At 67.4% G+C, this 16,375-nt stretch carries 14 protein-coding genes; 3 read left to right on the forward strand and 11 right to left on the reverse strand.

Annotated features, from left to right (window positions below; genetic code table 11):
* Positions 1–63: 63 nt before the first annotated feature.
* From J7U46_RS02665 to J7U46_RS02690, 6 genes are all read right to left on the reverse strand, one after another.
* Entirely contained in the window at positions 64–2,409 is a 2,346-nt protein-coding gene (locus tag J7U46_RS02665; protein ID WP_282823278.1) for a penicillin acylase family protein, read from the reverse strand.
* 82 nt (positions 2,410–2,491) lie between these two features.
* A complete protein-coding gene (locus J7U46_RS02670) occupies positions 2,492–3,349 on the reverse strand; it encodes a DMT family transporter (RefSeq protein ID WP_349239481.1) in 858 nt (285 codons plus the stop codon).
* Positions 3,350–3,418: 69 nt separating this feature from the next.
* On the reverse strand, positions 3,419–4,633 hold the full coding sequence (locus tag J7U46_RS02675; RefSeq protein ID WP_282823280.1) for a nitronate monooxygenase family protein: 1,215 nt from the start codon (positions 4,631–4,633) through the stop codon (positions 3,419–3,421).
* Between the two features lie 71 nt (positions 4,634–4,704).
* Positions 4,705–5,814 carry an ABC transporter substrate-binding protein gene (locus J7U46_RS02680; RefSeq protein ID WP_282823281.1) on the reverse strand — a complete coding sequence of 370 codons (1,110 nt, stop codon included), beginning with the start codon at positions 5,812–5,814 and terminating at the stop codon, positions 4,705–4,707.
* 172 nt (positions 5,815–5,986) lie between these two features.
* Positions 5,987–7,561: a peptide MFS transporter gene (locus J7U46_RS02685; RefSeq protein ID WP_282823282.1), complete on the reverse strand. Its 1,575-nt coding sequence runs from the start codon at positions 7,559–7,561 to the stop codon at positions 5,987–5,989.
* Positions 7,562–7,719: 158 nt separating this feature from the next.
* The gene (locus J7U46_RS02690) at positions 7,720–8,106 is read right to left on the reverse strand and encodes a VOC family protein (protein WP_282823283.1); all 387 of its coding nucleotides are present in this window, start codon (positions 8,104–8,106) and stop codon (positions 7,720–7,722) included.
* Positions 8,107–8,321: 215 nt separating this feature from the next.
* Between J7U46_RS02690 and J7U46_RS02695 the strand changes: the two genes are divergently transcribed.
* Complete coding sequence (locus J7U46_RS02695) at positions 8,322–9,347, forward strand: GGDEF domain-containing protein (RefSeq protein ID WP_282823284.1); 1,026 nt, start codon at positions 8,322–8,324, stop codon at positions 9,345–9,347.
* Positions 9,348–9,439: 92 nt separating this feature from the next.
* Positions 9,440–11,008 carry a HAMP domain-containing sensor histidine kinase gene (locus J7U46_RS02700; RefSeq protein ID WP_282823285.1) on the forward strand — a complete coding sequence of 523 codons (1,569 nt, stop codon included), beginning with the start codon at positions 9,440–9,442 and terminating at the stop codon, positions 11,006–11,008.
* A gap of 30 nt (positions 11,009–11,038) precedes the next feature.
* Here the strand turns inward: J7U46_RS02700 and J7U46_RS02705 are convergent, their stop codons facing one another.
* Positions 11,039–11,395: a metalloregulator ArsR/SmtB family transcription factor gene (locus tag J7U46_RS02705; RefSeq protein WP_282823286.1), complete on the reverse strand. Its 357-nt coding sequence runs from the start codon at positions 11,393–11,395 to the stop codon at positions 11,039–11,041.
* Positions 11,396–11,534: 139 nt separating this feature from the next.
* Between J7U46_RS02705 and J7U46_RS02710 the strand changes: the two genes are divergently transcribed.
* Positions 11,535–11,906 (forward strand): carboxymuconolactone decarboxylase family protein, encoded by a 372-nt coding sequence (locus J7U46_RS02710; protein WP_282823287.1) that lies wholly within the window; start codon positions 11,535–11,537, stop codon positions 11,904–11,906.
* On the opposite strand, the gene J7U46_RS02715 is transcribed toward J7U46_RS02710, so the two are convergent.
* The 4 genes from J7U46_RS02715 to soxX all read right to left on the reverse strand — a co-directional run bounded on the left by J7U46_RS02715 (position 11,907) and on the right by soxX (position 16,359).
* Positions 11,907–12,806: an MBL fold metallo-hydrolase gene (locus J7U46_RS02715; protein WP_282823288.1), complete on the reverse strand. Its 900-nt coding sequence runs from the start codon at positions 12,804–12,806 to the stop codon at positions 11,907–11,909.
* A gap of 65 nt (positions 12,807–12,871) precedes the next feature.
* Complete coding sequence (locus J7U46_RS02720) at positions 12,872–13,969, reverse strand: YeeE/YedE family protein (protein ID WP_282823289.1); 1,098 nt, start codon at positions 13,967–13,969, stop codon at positions 12,872–12,874.
* A 4-nt stretch (positions 13,970–13,973) separates the two neighbouring features.
* Positions 13,974–15,707 carry a thiosulfohydrolase SoxB gene (gene soxB, locus J7U46_RS02725; RefSeq protein WP_282823290.1) on the reverse strand — a complete coding sequence of 578 codons (1,734 nt, stop codon included), beginning with the start codon at positions 15,705–15,707 and terminating at the stop codon, positions 13,974–13,976.
* Between the two features lie 16 nt (positions 15,708–15,723).
* The gene (soxX, locus tag J7U46_RS02730) at positions 15,724–16,359 is read right to left on the reverse strand and encodes a sulfur oxidation c-type cytochrome SoxX (RefSeq protein WP_282823291.1); all 636 of its coding nucleotides are present in this window, start codon (positions 16,357–16,359) and stop codon (positions 15,724–15,726) included.
* Positions 16,360–16,375: the final 16 nt, after the last annotated feature.

Below are 16,375 nucleotides of genomic sequence, written 5' to 3' on the forward strand. Positions count from 1 at the left end.
GGATTCTTGCGCCGCCCGGAAATCGGCGCCAGCCCCTGAAGCCGATATGCAGTTCAGGCCGATTCAGGAGCCCGGCCGCAGTAGCAGGCGATGCCGCATCTCACCCGGCATGAAGGGCAAGGCCTGCCCTTGCAGCCAGGCCTCGTGGTCGGCCCGGTAGAAGGGCGACAGCGGATGGCCCGACTGGCCGCCTGGCACGGCGAGGATGCCCTGCTCCTCGCGGCCTGGCGACACCACCATGCGCTCGCTCTGGCCATGGCTGCCCACCTGCACGCGCGGCATGTGGCGGTCGCCGCCCATGGGTGTGGCCGGCATGTCCAGCCAGGCCGCAAGCCAAGGCACGGCGCTGCTCAAGGGATGCTGGATGGCGGCACGGTTGTGCTGCCCCCAGCCGGCATCGGCGAGCGCGGGCGTTTTCTTCAGCACGGCGTTGCGGCTGTCCAGCACGGCCTGACGCAGGAACTCGTCCCAGGTCTTGAAGCCCTTGGGCAGGGCATCTTCACGGCGGGCCTGCAGCAGGGCCCAGCCGGGCGTCTCAGGCACCCACTTGAGGTCGCGCACGCGCAGCTGCTTCGCTTCCAGCTGGGCCGCCAGCGGCGCGAACAGCTGCTCCAGCACTCGATCACGGAAGGCGCGCACCAACGTGTAGCCCACGGCATCGGGCGCGGCCTCTGCGGCGCTGCTCTCGACGAAGCCGCGATACGCCCCCAGGTCATGCGCCGCCATGAACTCGGGCTTGAGCACCTGTTCCAGCAGCAGCTGGCGCCAGCGCTGCAGGAAGACGGCACGCCGGTCCAGCTGGATCGCATGCAGCGAGGCCTCTTCATGCTTGGGCGCAGCACGCAGGTCGTCGCGGATCTGCTGCCCGCGCGCGCCGAGGTCATAGCCGCCATTGCCGATGAGAGCCAGCATCTCGCCGCCGACCACGCGGGCATTGGCCGTCCACAAGAGCCCGTCAACCGGATCGAGCAGGCGCGGATGCTGCTCGAAGCCGGCATAGCCCTGCCAACCCTGGCCGGCCACGCTCCAGTCCTGCGGCGTGTCGAGGTCGGGCAGGTGGCGCAGCGGCACGGCGCCGGCCAGGGTCCAGCCAATGCGGCCACTGGCATCGGCCACCAGCATGTTCTGGGCGGGCAGCCCGGCACCGACGGCGATCTTCATGGCCTCGTCGAGGCTGGCGGCGCGGCCCAGGTCCTGCACGCGGAAGTTCAGCGCCTGGGGGTCGTGGGCCACCCAGCGCAGCGCATAGCCTTCGAAGGGCGCGGCGAGCAAGGGACCCCATTCGCTGTCTTTGAACTCCACCTCCACCGGCGCCCCACCGGCCACAGCAATGCGCTCGACGCGGCGCTGCAGCGGCTTCTCGCCCTGCGGCGTTTGGTAGTGGGTGCCAGCGGCATTCAGCTTCAAGGCCACCACATCGGCCCAGTCGGCCGTGGCATTGGTGAAGCCCCAGGCGATGTGGCCATTGCTGCCGGCCACGATGGCCGGTGTGCCGGGCAGGCTGACGCCACTGACCCGCCACTCGCGGCCATCGCGCTTCCATTGCAGGCTGGCCTTGAACCAGGTGCCGGGCACGCGCAGGCCGAGGTGCATGTCGTCGGCGAGGATGGCGCCGCCATGGCGGCTGCGCGAGGCGGCAACGGCGAAGTTGTTGCTGCCGATGTCGCGGCTGTCGCGCAGCTCGCAATCGCTGCAGGCCGTGCTCAGCGCACGCCAGGGCCACGGGCTTGCGGGAATGGCCAGGGCCTGCACCGGGCTCGCATCCAGCGATGCCTGCCAGTCGGCGCTGTGCTGAGTCAGGAAGGCGTACCAGTCGGCACTGACGCTGGATTTCAGCAAGGCCATGGCCAGGTCGTCGCGCCCCTGGGCGCTCTGCAGGTCCAGGTACATGCCATAGACGGCCAGCAGCGAGTCGGGCGGCGGCCAGGGCAAGGGCGACTGGCGCAGCAGGCCGTATTCGAAGGGCCTCACCGTGAGGCGCTGCAGGCCTTCGTTGACGCCCTCGGCATAGACCTCGAGCAGGCGGCGCTGCTCGGCCGGCAGTCCGGCGAGGATGCGCTCGGCACGCTGGCGGAAGGCATGCAGGCGCCGCCCCTGGTCCAGCGGCAAGGCCTTGGCGCCGACCAGGGCGGAGAGCTCGCCAGCGGCATTGCGCCGCATCAGGTCCATCTGGAAGAAGCGCTCCTGGCCATGCACGAAGCCGAGGCCGCGCACGGCATCGAGCTCGCTCTCGGCCTTGACCGTGAGGTAGCCGCGCTCGTCGCGCAGCAGTTCCACCGGTGCCTGGACGGCGCTGGTGGCCTCACCGTCCAGTTGCGCCAGACTGCCCCTCAGCCCCAGATACAAAGCCGCCGCCAGCAAGGCAATCAGCAGCAACAGACCCCAAAGTACGCGGCGTATCCACAGCATCAGCAAGTCCCAACGATGACCTGCCAGGGATTCTCAGCCCGGCATGCAGCTCGCCGGGAGCCCCCATCCACAGACTGTTGGATCAGCGCCAACGCGTCAGCAGCCAGACGCCGCCCATCACCAGCACCGTGCCGGCCGCCACCCAGGGCGTGAAAGGCTCGCCGAGTATCAGCACGCCCATGAGGATGGTGGACATCGGGCCGATCATGCCGGTCTGCGCGGCCAGCGTGGCGCCTATGCGCTCGATGGCCATCATCACCATCAGCACAGGCGCGAAGGTGCAGGCTGTCGCATTGAGAAGGGACAGCCACAGCACAGTCGGCGCCACCTCCGCGAGGCTCGAGACCGGCCGCAACAGCAGGAACTGGGCAATGCACAGCACGCAGGCCACCGAGGTGGCGAGGCCGGTGAGGCGCAGCGCGCCGAGCCGGCGCACCTCCTCACCGCTGTACATCAGGTAGAGCGCATAGCTGAGCGCGCTGCCGAACACCAGGGCCGCGCCCAGCATCACATCGCTGCCCTGCAGGTGCAGCTCCTGGCCGAACACCACCAGCACGCCGGCATAGCTGATGGCCAGCGCCCACAGCTGGCGCGCCTGCACGCGCTTGCCAAGCAGGGCCCAGCTGAGGAAGAGCACCAGGGTCGGGTTGAGATAAAGGATCAGGCGCTCGAAGCTGGCGCTGATATAGGCGAGGCCCGCGAAGTCAAGGTAGCTCGCCAGGTAGTAGCCCGAGAAGCCTAGGCCCAGCAAGGCCAGCCAGTCACGCCGCGTGAGCGGCGGCTTGCCGCGCCCCGCCCACCAGGCCAGCAGCAGGAACATCGGCAGCGCAAACAGCATGCGCAGCATGATCAAGGTGACCGCATCGACGCCGTGGCGGTAGGCCAGCTTGACGATGATGGCCTTGCCCGAGAAGGCGATCGAGCCGGCACCCGCCAGCATCAACCCAGGGACAACGGAAGCAGCAGGACTGGAAGACGAAGAAGGCGAGCCGGGCATCGGCCCATTCTGTCAGAGGCCTTGTGCGGCCAAGGGCGCTTCCAACGGCGTGAGCAGCCGACTCATCAAGTCACGAACGCTGCGCACTTGCTTGCCGAAGGGCAGGCTGCCCTGGCCGCGGAAGAACAGACCCTTGGCCGTGTCGCCGCGCAGCGCGGCGGCGAGCTGGTTGTCGATGCAGAACTGGCCCCAGTCCTTGAGGCCGTCGCGCAGGCCGCACTGGGCCAGGCAGTCGAAGGCCTTGGTGCAGCGGCTCTTCAGCTGGGCCACGGCCTGCAGCTTGGGCTCGGCCTTCAGGTAGGCGCGCAGCCAGGGCGTGGCCACGGCGCGGGCCGGCAAGCCGGCCACGCTGGTGAACTCGACCATGTTTTCATCGCGGGCCTCGGCCAGCACGCGCTTGAAGGCCTCATCCGCGTCACACTCCAGCGTCACCGCGAACGGCGTACCCAGCTGCACGCCGGCTGCGCCGAGGGCCTGCAGCCGCGCGATGTCCTCGAAGCTGCGCACGCCGCCGGCAGCGATCAGGGGAATGTCCAGGCCCGCACGCTGGAAGAACTCGCGGCACTCGGGAATGACGCGCTCGAAATCAAAGCGCGGGTCGTTCAGGTCGGCGATGCGGGCCGCGCCCAGGTGGCCGCCTGCGAGGCGCGGATGCTCGATCACGATGGCATCCGGCAGGCGCTTCTTGCGCTCCCATTTCTTGACGATCAGCTGCACGCCGCGCGCATCGCTGAGGATGGGAATGAGGGCGGTGTCCGGATGGTCTTGGGCCAGCTCGGGCAGGTCCAGCGGCAGGCCGGCGCCGACCACGATGGCGTCGATGCCGCACTCCAACGCCTTCCTGACCGAGGCCGCGTACTCGCTGACCGCGCGCATGATGTTCAGCGCCACCAGGCCCCGACCTTCGCTGCGCTCGCGCGCACCGGCGATCTCGCGGCCCAGGGCCTCGATGTTGGCCTCGTTGATCACGCGCTTGGCTTCATCGCCATGGCAATGGCCTTCGGTGCGAGCCATCAGGTCGGGATGGTGGCGCCGCAGGTCCACCGAGCTCAAGGTGCCCATCGCGCCCAAGGCGGCCACGCTGCCCGCGAGCCGCTGGGCGCTCACTCCCACGCCCATGCCGCCCTGCACGATGGGCAGCAGGCGCCGGCCACGCAGGCTCAGCGCACGCAGGCCGCTGCGCTGCAGCAGCGAATCAAGATCGGCAGGAATGGAAGTGGCAGGCATGGCGGCTTGGAGAAAAGCCGCCATGCTGACGGCGCGAGCGCGCGCCGTCCTTGATGTGCATCAGCACATCATCAACGCCAAAATTTTCCGTCGGGGCCGATGATGGCGATGTCGGCGAAATCAAGGCCGCTGTGCTTCTTGCTGTTGAAGCTCAGCTCCAGGCCGCCGAGGTCGTAGCGCTGGATGCTCTCCAGCGACTTGACGAGGCCGATGCGGTTCAGGTCCTTGCCGGCGCGGCGCAGGCCTTCCACCAGCACCTTGGCCGAGGCAAAGCCTTCCAGGTGGGCCGCGCTCAGTTCACCAAGGCCGCGCGCCTTGGCCTGCTCCTGGGCCTGGCGCACCAGCTCGGTGGAGGCGGAGCGCTCGTTCGGGAACAGCTGGGTGACGATGACGCCCCGGCCCTGCTCCTTCAGCAGCTTCACGAAAGCCGGGCTCGCATTGTTGGACAGGGTCACGACCTGAGCCATGGAGCCGGCATTGCGCAGCGCGGCCACAAAACCGGCGGCGGCATCGGCCTCGCAGACCAGCAGCACGGCCTGCATGTCGGCCTTGGCCAGTTGCTGCGCGAGGGCCTGGTAGGCCGCCGCATTCGGCGAGAACTTCAGGTGCGCACGCGGCCGCATGCCGGCAGCGCTCAGGCCACGCAGTGCTGCCTGGGCCGCGTCGTTGCCGAACTTGTCTTCGGACTGCAGCACGGTGAGGCTTTGCACGCCCATGTTGCGCAGATGGGCCACGGCCCGCTCGGCCTCGCGGTGGTAACCGGCGCGCACATTGAACACATAAGGATTGACCGGGTCATGCAGCAGCAAGGCGCCACTGGTGGGTGCCACCAGGGCCAGCTTGTGCTGGGCCAGCAGCGGCAGGATGGCCTCGTTCTGCGAGGTGCCACCGGTCATGAACAAGGCGAGCACGCCCTGGTCAATCAGGGTCTTGGCATTGGCGGCGCTGTTCTTGGGGTCGAACTTGTCGTCCAGCGTCAGCAGCTCGATCTTCTGGCCGCCCACGCCGCCGGTGGCATTGATCTGGTCGAAATAGAGCTTGGCGCCATCGCGGTTCTGCTGCGCGATCAAGGCCGAGGGGCCGCTGAAATCAGCGGTCTGCCCGATCTTGATCTGCGCCTGGGCAGCGCTGCCCAGCAATGCCATCGCCACGGCGGACACCATCAGGCCCAGCTTCCTCATCGCCCACCCCTCTTGTTGAAATGTGGCGCATTGTGGCGGGCGGGTCTCGCACGAACACCGGTGGAATCCCGGTGCCGTTGCCGGCAAAACGTGAAGAAATTGCAGTGCCGAAAGAAAGTCGCCGCCCGTGGCCTGAACCAGGGGCGGCGGTGCTCATGAAGCTAGGCTCAGGTCAATGGATGCCGTGCATCTTGCGTTGCATCCACTTGTTCAACAGCATCATCACGAGGCCGGCGGCGATCGGGATGATGGTGAAGATCAGGAAGAAGGTCGACATCGAGTAGGCGTGGGCGATGTGCTCGATGTAGGAGCCCGTCATGCCGGCCAGGAAGTTGCCAATGAAGGTGTTCAGGAACCAGACGCCGAACATCAGGCCCAGCAGGCGCGGCGGCGCCAGCTTGGAGATGTAGGACAGGCCCACCGGCGACAGGCACAGCTCGCCCATGGTGTGCAGCAGGTAGGCCAGGGTCAGCCAGATCATGCTGACCTGGGCCGTCTTGGCACCGTTCGGGATGCCGGCGGCGCCATAGGACAGGCAGGCGAAGCCAAGGCCCAGCATCACCAGGCCGAGGCCGAACTTGATCGGGCCGCTCGGGTTCCAGTACTTGCCCCAAAGCTTGGAGAACATCGGTGCCAGCACCACCAGGAACAGGCTGTTCAGGATGCCGAACCAGCTGGCCGGCACGCTGGAATCCTGGTTGGCGAACTCGCGGCTCAGCATCCAGACCGTCAGGTACCAGATGCCGCCAATGCAGCCGACCAGCAGCAGGTTCGAGAGCAGGTAGCGCTTGGCCGTGCCGAAGAACAGCTTGATCAGCAGCCAGGTCAGGATCAAGAGCGGGATGACGGTGATCAGCGTGTTGACGATCTTGAAGGTTGTGCCGGTCGAGCCGGTGAGGCTGCGGTCGGTGAAGTCACGCGCGAAGATGGTCATCGAACCGCCGGCCTGCTCGAAGGCGAACCAGAAGAAGATGGTGAAGAAGGAGAAGGTGAAGATGGCCTTCAGGCGGTCCTTCACCACGTTGGCCGGCGCCTCTTCGACCACCGGCGCCTCTTCAGCCTTGGCTTGCGAGAGGCTGAGGCCGATCTTGCCGAAGATGCCCTGGCCAAAATAGAACTGCAGCGCGCCGAGGATCATGAAGACCGCAGCCAGGCCGAAGCCGTAAGACCAGGAGATCTTCTCGCCGATGTAGCCGCACAGCAGGATGCCGAAGAAGGCACCCGAGTTCACGCCCATGTAGAACAGCGTGTAGCCGCTGTCACGGCCACCTTCGTTGTCCTTGCCGTAGAGCTGGCCCACGATGGCCGAGATGTTCGGCTTGAACAGGCCGGTGCCCAGCACCACGAGGGAGAGGCCGAGGAAGAAGCTCGGCTTGCTCTCAAGAAACAGCGAAATGTGGCCGGCGGCGATCATCAGGCCGCCGATCACGATGGCGCGGCGCAGGCCCAGCACCTTGTCGGCCAGGTAGCCGCCGATGATGGGCGTGAGGTAGACCAGGCCCGTGTACCAGGCGTAGAGCTTGCCGGCTTCCTGGGTGGTCCAGCCCCAGCCGCCGTTCAGCGTGGTGGCGGTCAGGAACAGCACCAGCAGCGCGCGCATGCCGTAGTAGGAGAAGCGCTCCCACATTTCGGTGAAGAAGAGGACGAACAGTGCGTCGGGGTGTCCGAGGATGGTGTGCGGCGTGGCCGCGCTGCCGGCGCCAGACGCGGCGGCGCCCGGCTTCAGGATGGTGGTGGTCGAGCTCAAATCTGAACCTCAGTAGAGGAAGACAAACTGCGAGGGCCGGGTGCTGATGGCACCGCCGCCTCGCTCGGGGGTCAAAAAACAACCGGGCCGGATTGTCGCCGCTGGTTACTCAGGGTTACCCCGGGGCATTCCCCACCCCCGCCACCTGCCCTTCCCCCTCAACTGCGGGGCGGCTCCCACAACTCGATGCGATTGCCCTCGGGGTCCATCACCCAGCCGAACTTGCCGTATTCACTCTCGTCCACCTTGTCGTCCACCTGGCAGCCCTCAGCCCGCAGCGCGGCCAGCAGGCCCTGCAGGTCGGGCACACGGAAATTGATCATGAAGGGCGAGTTGCTCGGCGCGAAGTACTTCGTGTCGCCGTCAAAGATGGTGAACAGCGTCATGCCGTCAGGCTCATGGCGCTCCGGCGTCTGCCACATGAAGGCCGCGCCGCCCCAGGCAGCGATGTCCAGGCCCAGGTGCTTGCGGTACCAATCGCGCAGGCTGGCCGCGTCGCGCGCCTTGATGAAGATGCCGCCGATGCCGCTCACTCGTTCGCTCATGACCGTCTCCTGTGTTGAGTGCGGCAATTTTGCAACCACTCGGGCGCGGGGCCGTGAAGTCCGCACGCCTATCGCCATCGCGTGCGGTCAACGCCCCCAAGATCCTTACAAACCCGCCCTCGCTTGGCCGATGCTCCGACCTTGAATTCGTCAGACCCCGGCCGCGAGAGCCTTGGGGCGTGGTCGCCGGGGAGTCGTCGTATGGAGTTCGACCGATGAGATACACAGACAGCATGGAGCGCAGTGCCGAGCACCTGCGCGCAGCCCTGGCGCAGATGACGCGCCAGAGCGCCGCCCTGCATCCCACCAGCTACGCCATCTGGTACGAGTACGTCAGTGGCCGCAACCCCGACCTGCGCCACGCGATGAACCAGGCGCTGCAAGGCGGCGCCACGCTGGACGAGGCCCAGACCTGGAGCCTCTACACCAGCCATGTGGGTGAATGGGACACGCCCGGCGCCCGCCGCATCAGCGAAGGCTTTCAGCGCGTGCTGAACGGCATCTCCGCCTCGGCCGCCCATGCGGGCGACCACACGGCACGTTTCGGCAACGAGCTGAACGAGCTGTCGCTGAAGCTGGAGAAGGATGCCGCACCGGCCGAGACGGTACGCGAGATCCTCTCCGGCGTGCGCGAGCTGAGCGGGGTGATGGAGTCGCTGCAGCACAAGCTCGATGCCAGCCGCCATGAGATCGCCGAACTGCGCCGCGAGGTCGAACAGGCGCGCAATGAAGCGCTGGTGGACGCCCTCACCGGCCTGGCCAATCGCCGCGCCTTCGACCAGGAGCTGGCCCAGGCCATCCAGAGCGGTGAGAGCCTGCAGGCGCCCTGCCTGATGCTCGGCGACATCGATTTCTTCAAGCGCCTGAACGACAGCTACGGCCATGCCTTCGGCGACCAGGTGCTGCGCGGTGTGGCCCAGACCCTCAAGGGCCTGGCCGCTGCACCGGCGCTCGCTGCGCGCGTGGGTGGCGAAGAGTTCGCCGTGCTGCTGCCCGGCAGCACGCTGCAACAGGCCCAGGCCCTCGCCGAGCAGTTGCGGGCCAGCATCGCCGCCGGCCGCATACGCCGGGGCTCGAGCAAGCAGGACGACGAGCGCGTCACCCTGTCCTTCGGCGTCACCCAGCTCGCCATGGGCGAGAGCGCCAACGAGTTCTTTGATCGTGCCGACCGTGCGCTTTACGCATCAAAACGCAGCGGCCGCAACTGCGTGACGGTGCTGGCCGCACGCGCAGCGGCCTGATGTGGCGAACCAGGTCTTGAGCGCGGCGACTATCTGCTAATCTCGGCCCGCACAGCCGCCTGCGAGCGGCGATTACTCGGGAGTGAGTCGTCTTGCTGCTGAAACAGTCTTCCCTGCGCTATGCGGTGGTAGCGGCATTGGGCCTCGGCCTGCTGCTGCCCACCATCGCCTCCTTGGTGCTCGAGATGAACTACGCCGAGAGCGTGGCCAAGGAAGACCTGCAACGTGACCTGAGCCGCAGCACCGAGGTGCTGGCCCTGTCGCTGGCCGAGCCGGTCTGGCAGGTCTCGCCTGACCTGGCCGAGCCGATGATCAAGGCCCAGGTTAACGACCCGCGCTTCGTCTCGGTGCTGGTGGTCGAGCCCTCCAATCCCAAGCCCTTCTACGAGACGCCGCAGCGCGCCGACGTCGACCCCAAGCTGACGCTGAGCGAAACCCGCCCGGTGCAACGCGACGGCCGCGAAATCGCCAAGCTGACCGTGGTGATGAGCGCCGAGCCCTTCCTGGCGCGCAAGCGGGCCGATCTCTGGAACCAGGTGCTGCGCACCGCCGCCACCTTGATCATCTGCGCGCTGGCTACGCTGGTGGCGCTGCGCACTCGCGTGCTGCAGCCCATGAGCCGGCTCAGCGCCGCCGCCGAAGAGCTGGCCGCCGGCCACCTCGAGAAGCCGCTGGAGGTGGCCGGCGGCGACGACGAGATCGCCCGCGTCGGCACCGCCATGGAGCGCATGCGCCAGGCCCTGCTGGCGGCCTTCGAATCGCTGCGCATGCACAACAACACGCTGGAAGACCAGGTCTCCCAGCGCACCAATGAACTGACCCGCGCCAACAACGAGCTGACGACCACACTGCGCAACCTGCAGACCGCGCAACGCGAGCTGGTCGAGGCCGAGAAGCTGGCCTCCTTGGGCCGCCTGGTGGCCGGCGTGGCCCATGAGCTGAACACGCCGCTGGGCAACGCCCTCACCGTGGTCTCGGCCCTCGAAGACCGCTACAACCAGCTCGACCAGATGATGAGCTCGCAGACGCCGATACGGCGCAGCCTGCTCGAGGAGCTGGTCAAGGACACGCGGCGGGGGCAGGACATCCTGCAGCGCAATGTGCAAAAGGCCGCCGACCTGGTGCGCGACTTCAAGCAGGTAGCGATCAACCAGACCAACGATGCGCGCGGCGAGTTCGACCTGACCCGCGTCGTCGAGAGCCAGCTGGTGATGGTGGAACCCAGCTTCAAGCGCACGCGCTACGAGATCGTCACCGAGCTGCAGCCCGGCCTGCTGCTGGACAGCTACCCCGGCGCCCTCGGCCAGGTACTCACCAACCTCTTGATGAACGCCCTGCTGCATGGCTTCGACGGGCTGGAGCAAGGGAAGGTGCGCATCAGCAGTCGGCGCATCAGTGACGACGAGGTGGAAGTGAGCGTGGAAGACGACGGCCGCGGCATGGACGAATCAGTGCGACGCCAGATCTTCGACCCCTTCTTCACCACCAAGCTCGGCACCGGCGGCTCGGGCCTCGGCATGCACATCGTGCACAACATCGTCACCAATGTGCTGGGCGGCAGCATCGAGGTGATCAGCGCGCCCGGCAAGGGCTGCCACATGCTGGTGCGCATCCCACGCGTAGCGCCCGAGCGGGCATCGGCTGACGAGGCCGGCGGCTGAGCCGCTGCAAGAAAACGGGCCGCGCCGGTTTCAGCGCGCCGTGGCCGGCATCAGCCTTTCCTTGACCTCGAGCTCGGCGCCGGGGTCGAGCTCAATGGCCACCTGGGTACAGACGGCCCGGCACAAGGCGGCCGTGCGCTCGCTCTGCAATCGGTAGTAAATCTGGGTGCCCTCGCGCCGCTTGGCCAGCACGCCGCTGCGGTACAGCGTGGAGAGGTGCTGCGACATATTGGGCTGCGTGGTCTCGATCTCGCCCAGCAGCTCGGAGACGTTCTTCTCGCCGTGGCAGACCGCGCTGATGATCTTCAGGCGAATCGGCGTCGAGAGCAGCGAAAACAGCTCGGCGACGGACTCGAAAACCTTGTCTTGCAGCGGATTGGCATCCATGGACGGCGGTGCTCCAGAGGCGGTGGCGCGATTCTATTCTTTGCCGCCGCTGCGCTTGGCGACACGGCCTTGGCCTGGATCAAGCTGTCTGCGGTGCGCACGGCCGAACATATGCGCATCAACTGATGGACACGACACCATGCCCAAGCAATACCGTGAGATCACCGCCGAGGTCTCGGCCTCGCTGGCGCGGCTGCGCGCCGACATGCCCGACACACTGCGCGGCTTCTCGGCCCTGGCCCAGGCGGCTGGGCGCGAAGGTGCCCTCGACCGCAAGCACAAGGAGTTGATCGCCATGGCGCTGTCGGTGGCGGCGCGCTGCGACCCCTGCCTCGGCTTCCATGCCGAGGCCCTGGTCAAGCTGGGGTGCAGCCGCGCCGAGTTCGAGGAGATGCTGGGCATGTGCGTCTACATGGGCGGCGGGCCTGCGCTGATGTACGCAGCCCATGCGCTCGATGCCTTCGAGCAATACGGTGGCGAGGCCGCTGCGCCGCTCAGCCGGCAAGCCTGATCACGGTCTTGCCTGCTCCATCAGCAGGTAGGTGTTGTACGCGTTGATGCGGTTGGCTGCGCCGAACAGCGGCAGCTTCTCGAAGCGCGACCAGTCGGTGCGTGCGTAGGCCTCGTCGAAAGGCTCCATCTCGCGCGCCGCCGCGCCCATGGTCTGGCGCAGGTAGGCGAGGTAGTCGCGGGTCAACTGGAGGTCGGCCCGCGCGGTCGTCGACAGCGGCCCATGGCCGGGCACGATCAGCTCGGCATCGAAGCCCAGCAAGCGGTCCAGCGCAACGATCCAGCGGCCGCTGTCGGCCTGGCCGACGAAGGGAATCCGCCCGCGGAACACCAGGTCGCCGGCCAGCAGCAGCTTGAGCTGGGGCACGTAGACGACCAGGTCCTCGGGTGTATGGGACGGGCCCACCGGCATGATTTGGAAATCGAGGCCGCCCAGCGTCAGCGTCAGCGGGCCGGCTATCCAGCGGTCCGCCGGCACCAGCCTGGTCTGCTCGTTGATCCAGGGCTTCAGCTGCTCGCGGCTGGCCTGCAGGCGCAGCGCCGCCGTCTCGGAATACAGGTAGGTGCGCCCTTGCTCATGGGCAATCACTTCGGCCCCCAGCGCCTTGAAGGCCTGCAGGCCGTAGACATGGTCGGCGTGGTAATGGCTCAGCACCAGCTTGCGTATCGGCTGCGGCGTGATCCGGCCGATGGCGGCAATCAGTTCCTCGGCCAGCGCGGGCGAGCCGAGCGCATCGAAGACCAGCACGCCCTCGCTGGTGACGACGAAGGCCGCATTGGAGATGTTGTTGCGGTTCGCCGCCGTGCCGAGAGCCGATTCGCCCTGCACCATCCAGGCCTGGGCATTGAGTTGCTGAAGTTGCAGGGACTGGGCCGATACGTTCAGCGGGAGCAGCAGCATCGCCAGCAAGACAGGCAGCAGGCTGCGGAGACTGCGAGGGGGCATACACAGGGGCATCGAAAATCCTAGGGCAAGGCCTGGTCCAGCGGCGGATGCTCGACGCCCGGTGCGCGATGGTCGACCAGCCGGTCCGTCACGGCCGCCGCCAGCCAGATCGCCGACAGCGTGACCCAGGCCGTGACCGTGAACACCGCCGCACCCGACAGGCCCGCGCCGACCGCGCAGCCCCCGGCCAACATGCCGCCGAAGCCCATCAGCAAGGCACCGAGTAGGTAGCGGCGCATGCTGGCGCCCCCTGAAAAGCCTTCGAGCTTCAGCTCGCCGAACAGCGCAGCCGCCAGCAGCGCGCCAACGAAGACGCCGGGTATCAGGCCGAGGTCGAAGCTGGGCGGTCGGTCGGAAGCAAATAGCACGCGCACCAGCAGCTCGGCCGAGGGGCCGGTGAAGCTGAGCGCCTGCACGGGCACGGCTTCGGCCTCCAACCCCAGGCTCGCAACAAAGGAGGTGTAGGCCCAGGCTGCCGCGACGCACAGGCCTATCACCACGGCGCCCAGCCAACCCCAAGGAGGCACGCGCTGGCGACGGGCCCAGCGGATCGCGGCCAGCAGCCAGAGCAGGCCCAGGGCCAGCGCGCCGGCGCGTCCCAGGCCGGTGATGGCAATCAGGTCGCGGGCGGGGCCGCCCTCGACGGTCCACCAGCCCGAGATCCACCCGCGCAGCGGCGCCAGCATGCCCGTCCAGGCGGCCTGTGCCGTCACGGCGAACACCAGGCCCGACAGCAGCGCGCGCAGATTGCCCTGGGCGGCCAGCACCAGCAGGCGGCTGGCGCAGCCACGCGCCAGGATCATGCCCACGCCGAACAGCGCACCGCCCACGGCCGCGCCCGACAGACTGCCGCGCGCCGCCAACTGGCGTGCCGTGCTCACATCGGCCAGCCCCAGGGCCAGCAGACCTTGTGTGGCAAGCAAGGCAGTGGCAAAGGCAAACAGCCAGACCGTCAGCTTGCCACCCGGCATGCCGGCCGCGAACTCGATGGTCGCGGCCCGCAGGCAGAAGCGCGAGCGCTGGGCGAAAAAGCCGAACGCCAGGCCTATCAGCAAACCACCCACACCCAGGGCCCGTGCCTGGCCCAGCGACTCGATCCAGGTTTCCAGCAGGCCCACGGGCTCAGGCCAGCAGGCCGGGGTTGCCCTGCACGCCGATCAGCCTCGGCGTGTTGATGCGGCGCGTGCTGACACGGCCGTGGTTCTTGAGCCAGGGCTCGACCAGGTCCCAGACCATGCGGCCGCCGCTCTGCTCACGCGCGCCTTCGGCCACTGGCGCCCAGCCGGCCACCTTGTAGCGCTTGCCGGCCTCGATGGGCTTGCCGTTCAAGCGCATGTCCTGGATGCGCGAGCCCATGGCGGCGCCCGGCTCGCAGGCATAGCTGAGACCGCCCACACGCACCATGTCGCCCCCTTGCTGGTAGTAGGGGTCAGGGTTGAAGAGGTTGTCGCAGACGTCTTCCAGCACCGTCTTGATGGTCTCGCCCGTCATCTCGGTCAGCGTGGCGTAGGAGTAGGTGGTGGCCAGTTGGTCCATCATCAGCTCGCGCGTGATGGCCTCGCCCGGCAAGAGGCTGCTGCCCCAGCGGAAGCCCGGCGAGAAGGCGATCTCGGCGCCCTGCTGCTCCATCAGCGCATCGACGATCAGCTGGTCCCAGCTGCCGTTGAAATTGCCGCGCCGGTACAAGAGGCCGTCGCTGACGGCGAGCTGCTCGGAGAGCTTCGCCTCGTAGGGCTTGCGCAGCTTGGTGATCAGCGCCTGCATCTCCGCATCGGGCTTCAGCATGTTGGCAAAGACCGGCAGGAGCTTGTAGCGGAAGTCGCTGACCCGTCCGCCCTTCACCTCGAAATCCAGCACGCCGAGGAACTTGCCGTTGCTGCCAGCATTGGTGACCAGCGTCGTGCCGCCAGCGTTCTTGACCGGCACCGGCACCGGCACGCCGTCATGCGTGTGGCCACCGAGGATGGCGTCGATGCCGCGCACGCGAGAGGCCAGCTTCAGGTCCACGTCCATGCCGTTGTGCGACAAGAGGACCACGACCTGGGCTCCCTTGCCGCGCACTTCATCGACCATGGCCTGCACGCCCTCTTCCTGGATGCCGAACGACCAGTCGGCCACCAGGTAGCGCGGGTTGGCGATGGGCGTGTAGGGAAAGGCCTGGCCGATGACGGCGCAGGGCACGCCGTTGATCTCGCGCATCACATAGGGCTTGAACACCGGATCGCCGAAATCGGCGGTCTTGACGTTCTGGGCGACAAAGTCGAGCCGTCCCTTGAAGTCCTTGTCGAGGATCTCCTTGACCCGCTCCATGCCATAGGTGAACTCCCAGTGGCCGGTCATCACGTCCACGCCGAGCAGCTTGCAGGCATCGACCATGTCCTGGCCCGCCGTCCACAGCGAGGTGGCCGAGCCCTGCCAGGTGTCGCCGCCGTCCAGCAGCAGCGCGCCGGGGCGGCTGGCCTTCATGCGCTTGACGAGGGTGGACAGGTGAGCAAAGCCGCCGACCTTGCCGTAGCGCTTGGAGGCGCGTTCGAAGTCCAGGCAGCTGAAGGCATGGGCAGGCAGCGAACCCGGGCGCAGGCCCGCGCTCTTCAGCAAGGCCTCGCCCACCAGGTGTGGCGTTTGGCCGCGCATGCCACCCACGCCCAGGTTGACGCTGGGCTCGCGGAAGCGCAGCGGCAGCAACTGCGCGTGGCAGTCCGTCATGTGCAGCAAGGACACCTGACCGAAGCGTGGCAGCTCGTAGAGCCCCGCTTCGGCCGTGGCCGCATCGGCCTCGGCATGGCGGCCGAGGTTGAGGCCGGCTACCGCAGCGGCCGACAAGGTCTGCAGGAATTCGCGCTTGGAAAGGCTCATGCTGGGCTGCCGGCGCTCACTGGTTGACCGGCGAGCGCGGGTCCAGCAGCAAGGCCATCACATGGCGGATCTGCTGCTCGTCCAGGAGACCCATGTGGCCGAAACGCGGCATGTTGGAACAGGCGTTGTAGGCCTTGGAATTCCACAGCTTGGTCCAGGTGTACTGGACGATGGGCGCAGTGGCTGGGTCGGCCACGTCCTTGACGCCACGGATCTTGCCGTAGTTGTAGAGGCTGGGGCCGATGCTGCCAAAGGACAGCTCTTCCTTGCTGATCTGGTGGCAGTTGTAGCAGCTGGCGCCATTGCTGGCGGGGGCGGCGGACTTGTCGGTCCAGGTCATGCCACGGCCGTTCTGGGCCAGCTTCTCGCCTTCTTTCCAGTCGCCGATGTACTGGCCGCCGGCCGGCCATTTGATCGAGGCCAGGGCCTCGGTCTCGATCTGCTTGGCCACGGCCTCGCTGGGCTGCTGGTCGCTGGAACAGGCCTGCTGACCGAGGTCCTGGTTGAGGCGCTGGGTGGTGGCAATGCCTTCGTCGCGGAACGAGGCCTGCAGCATGGCGAGTGCCTGCGCATCGAGCTCGGCCGAGCCCGGCAGGCTGGCGCAACCGGCCAGGGCCACCGCGCCAAGCACCAGGGATGGGAGGGTCTTCATCGCTTGTCTCCTTGTG

It is taken from the genome of Pelomonas sp. V22, from assembly GCF_030014915.1.
In the GTDB taxonomy this organism is placed as follows: domain Bacteria; phylum Pseudomonadota; class Gammaproteobacteria; order Burkholderiales; family Burkholderiaceae_C; genus JAUASW01.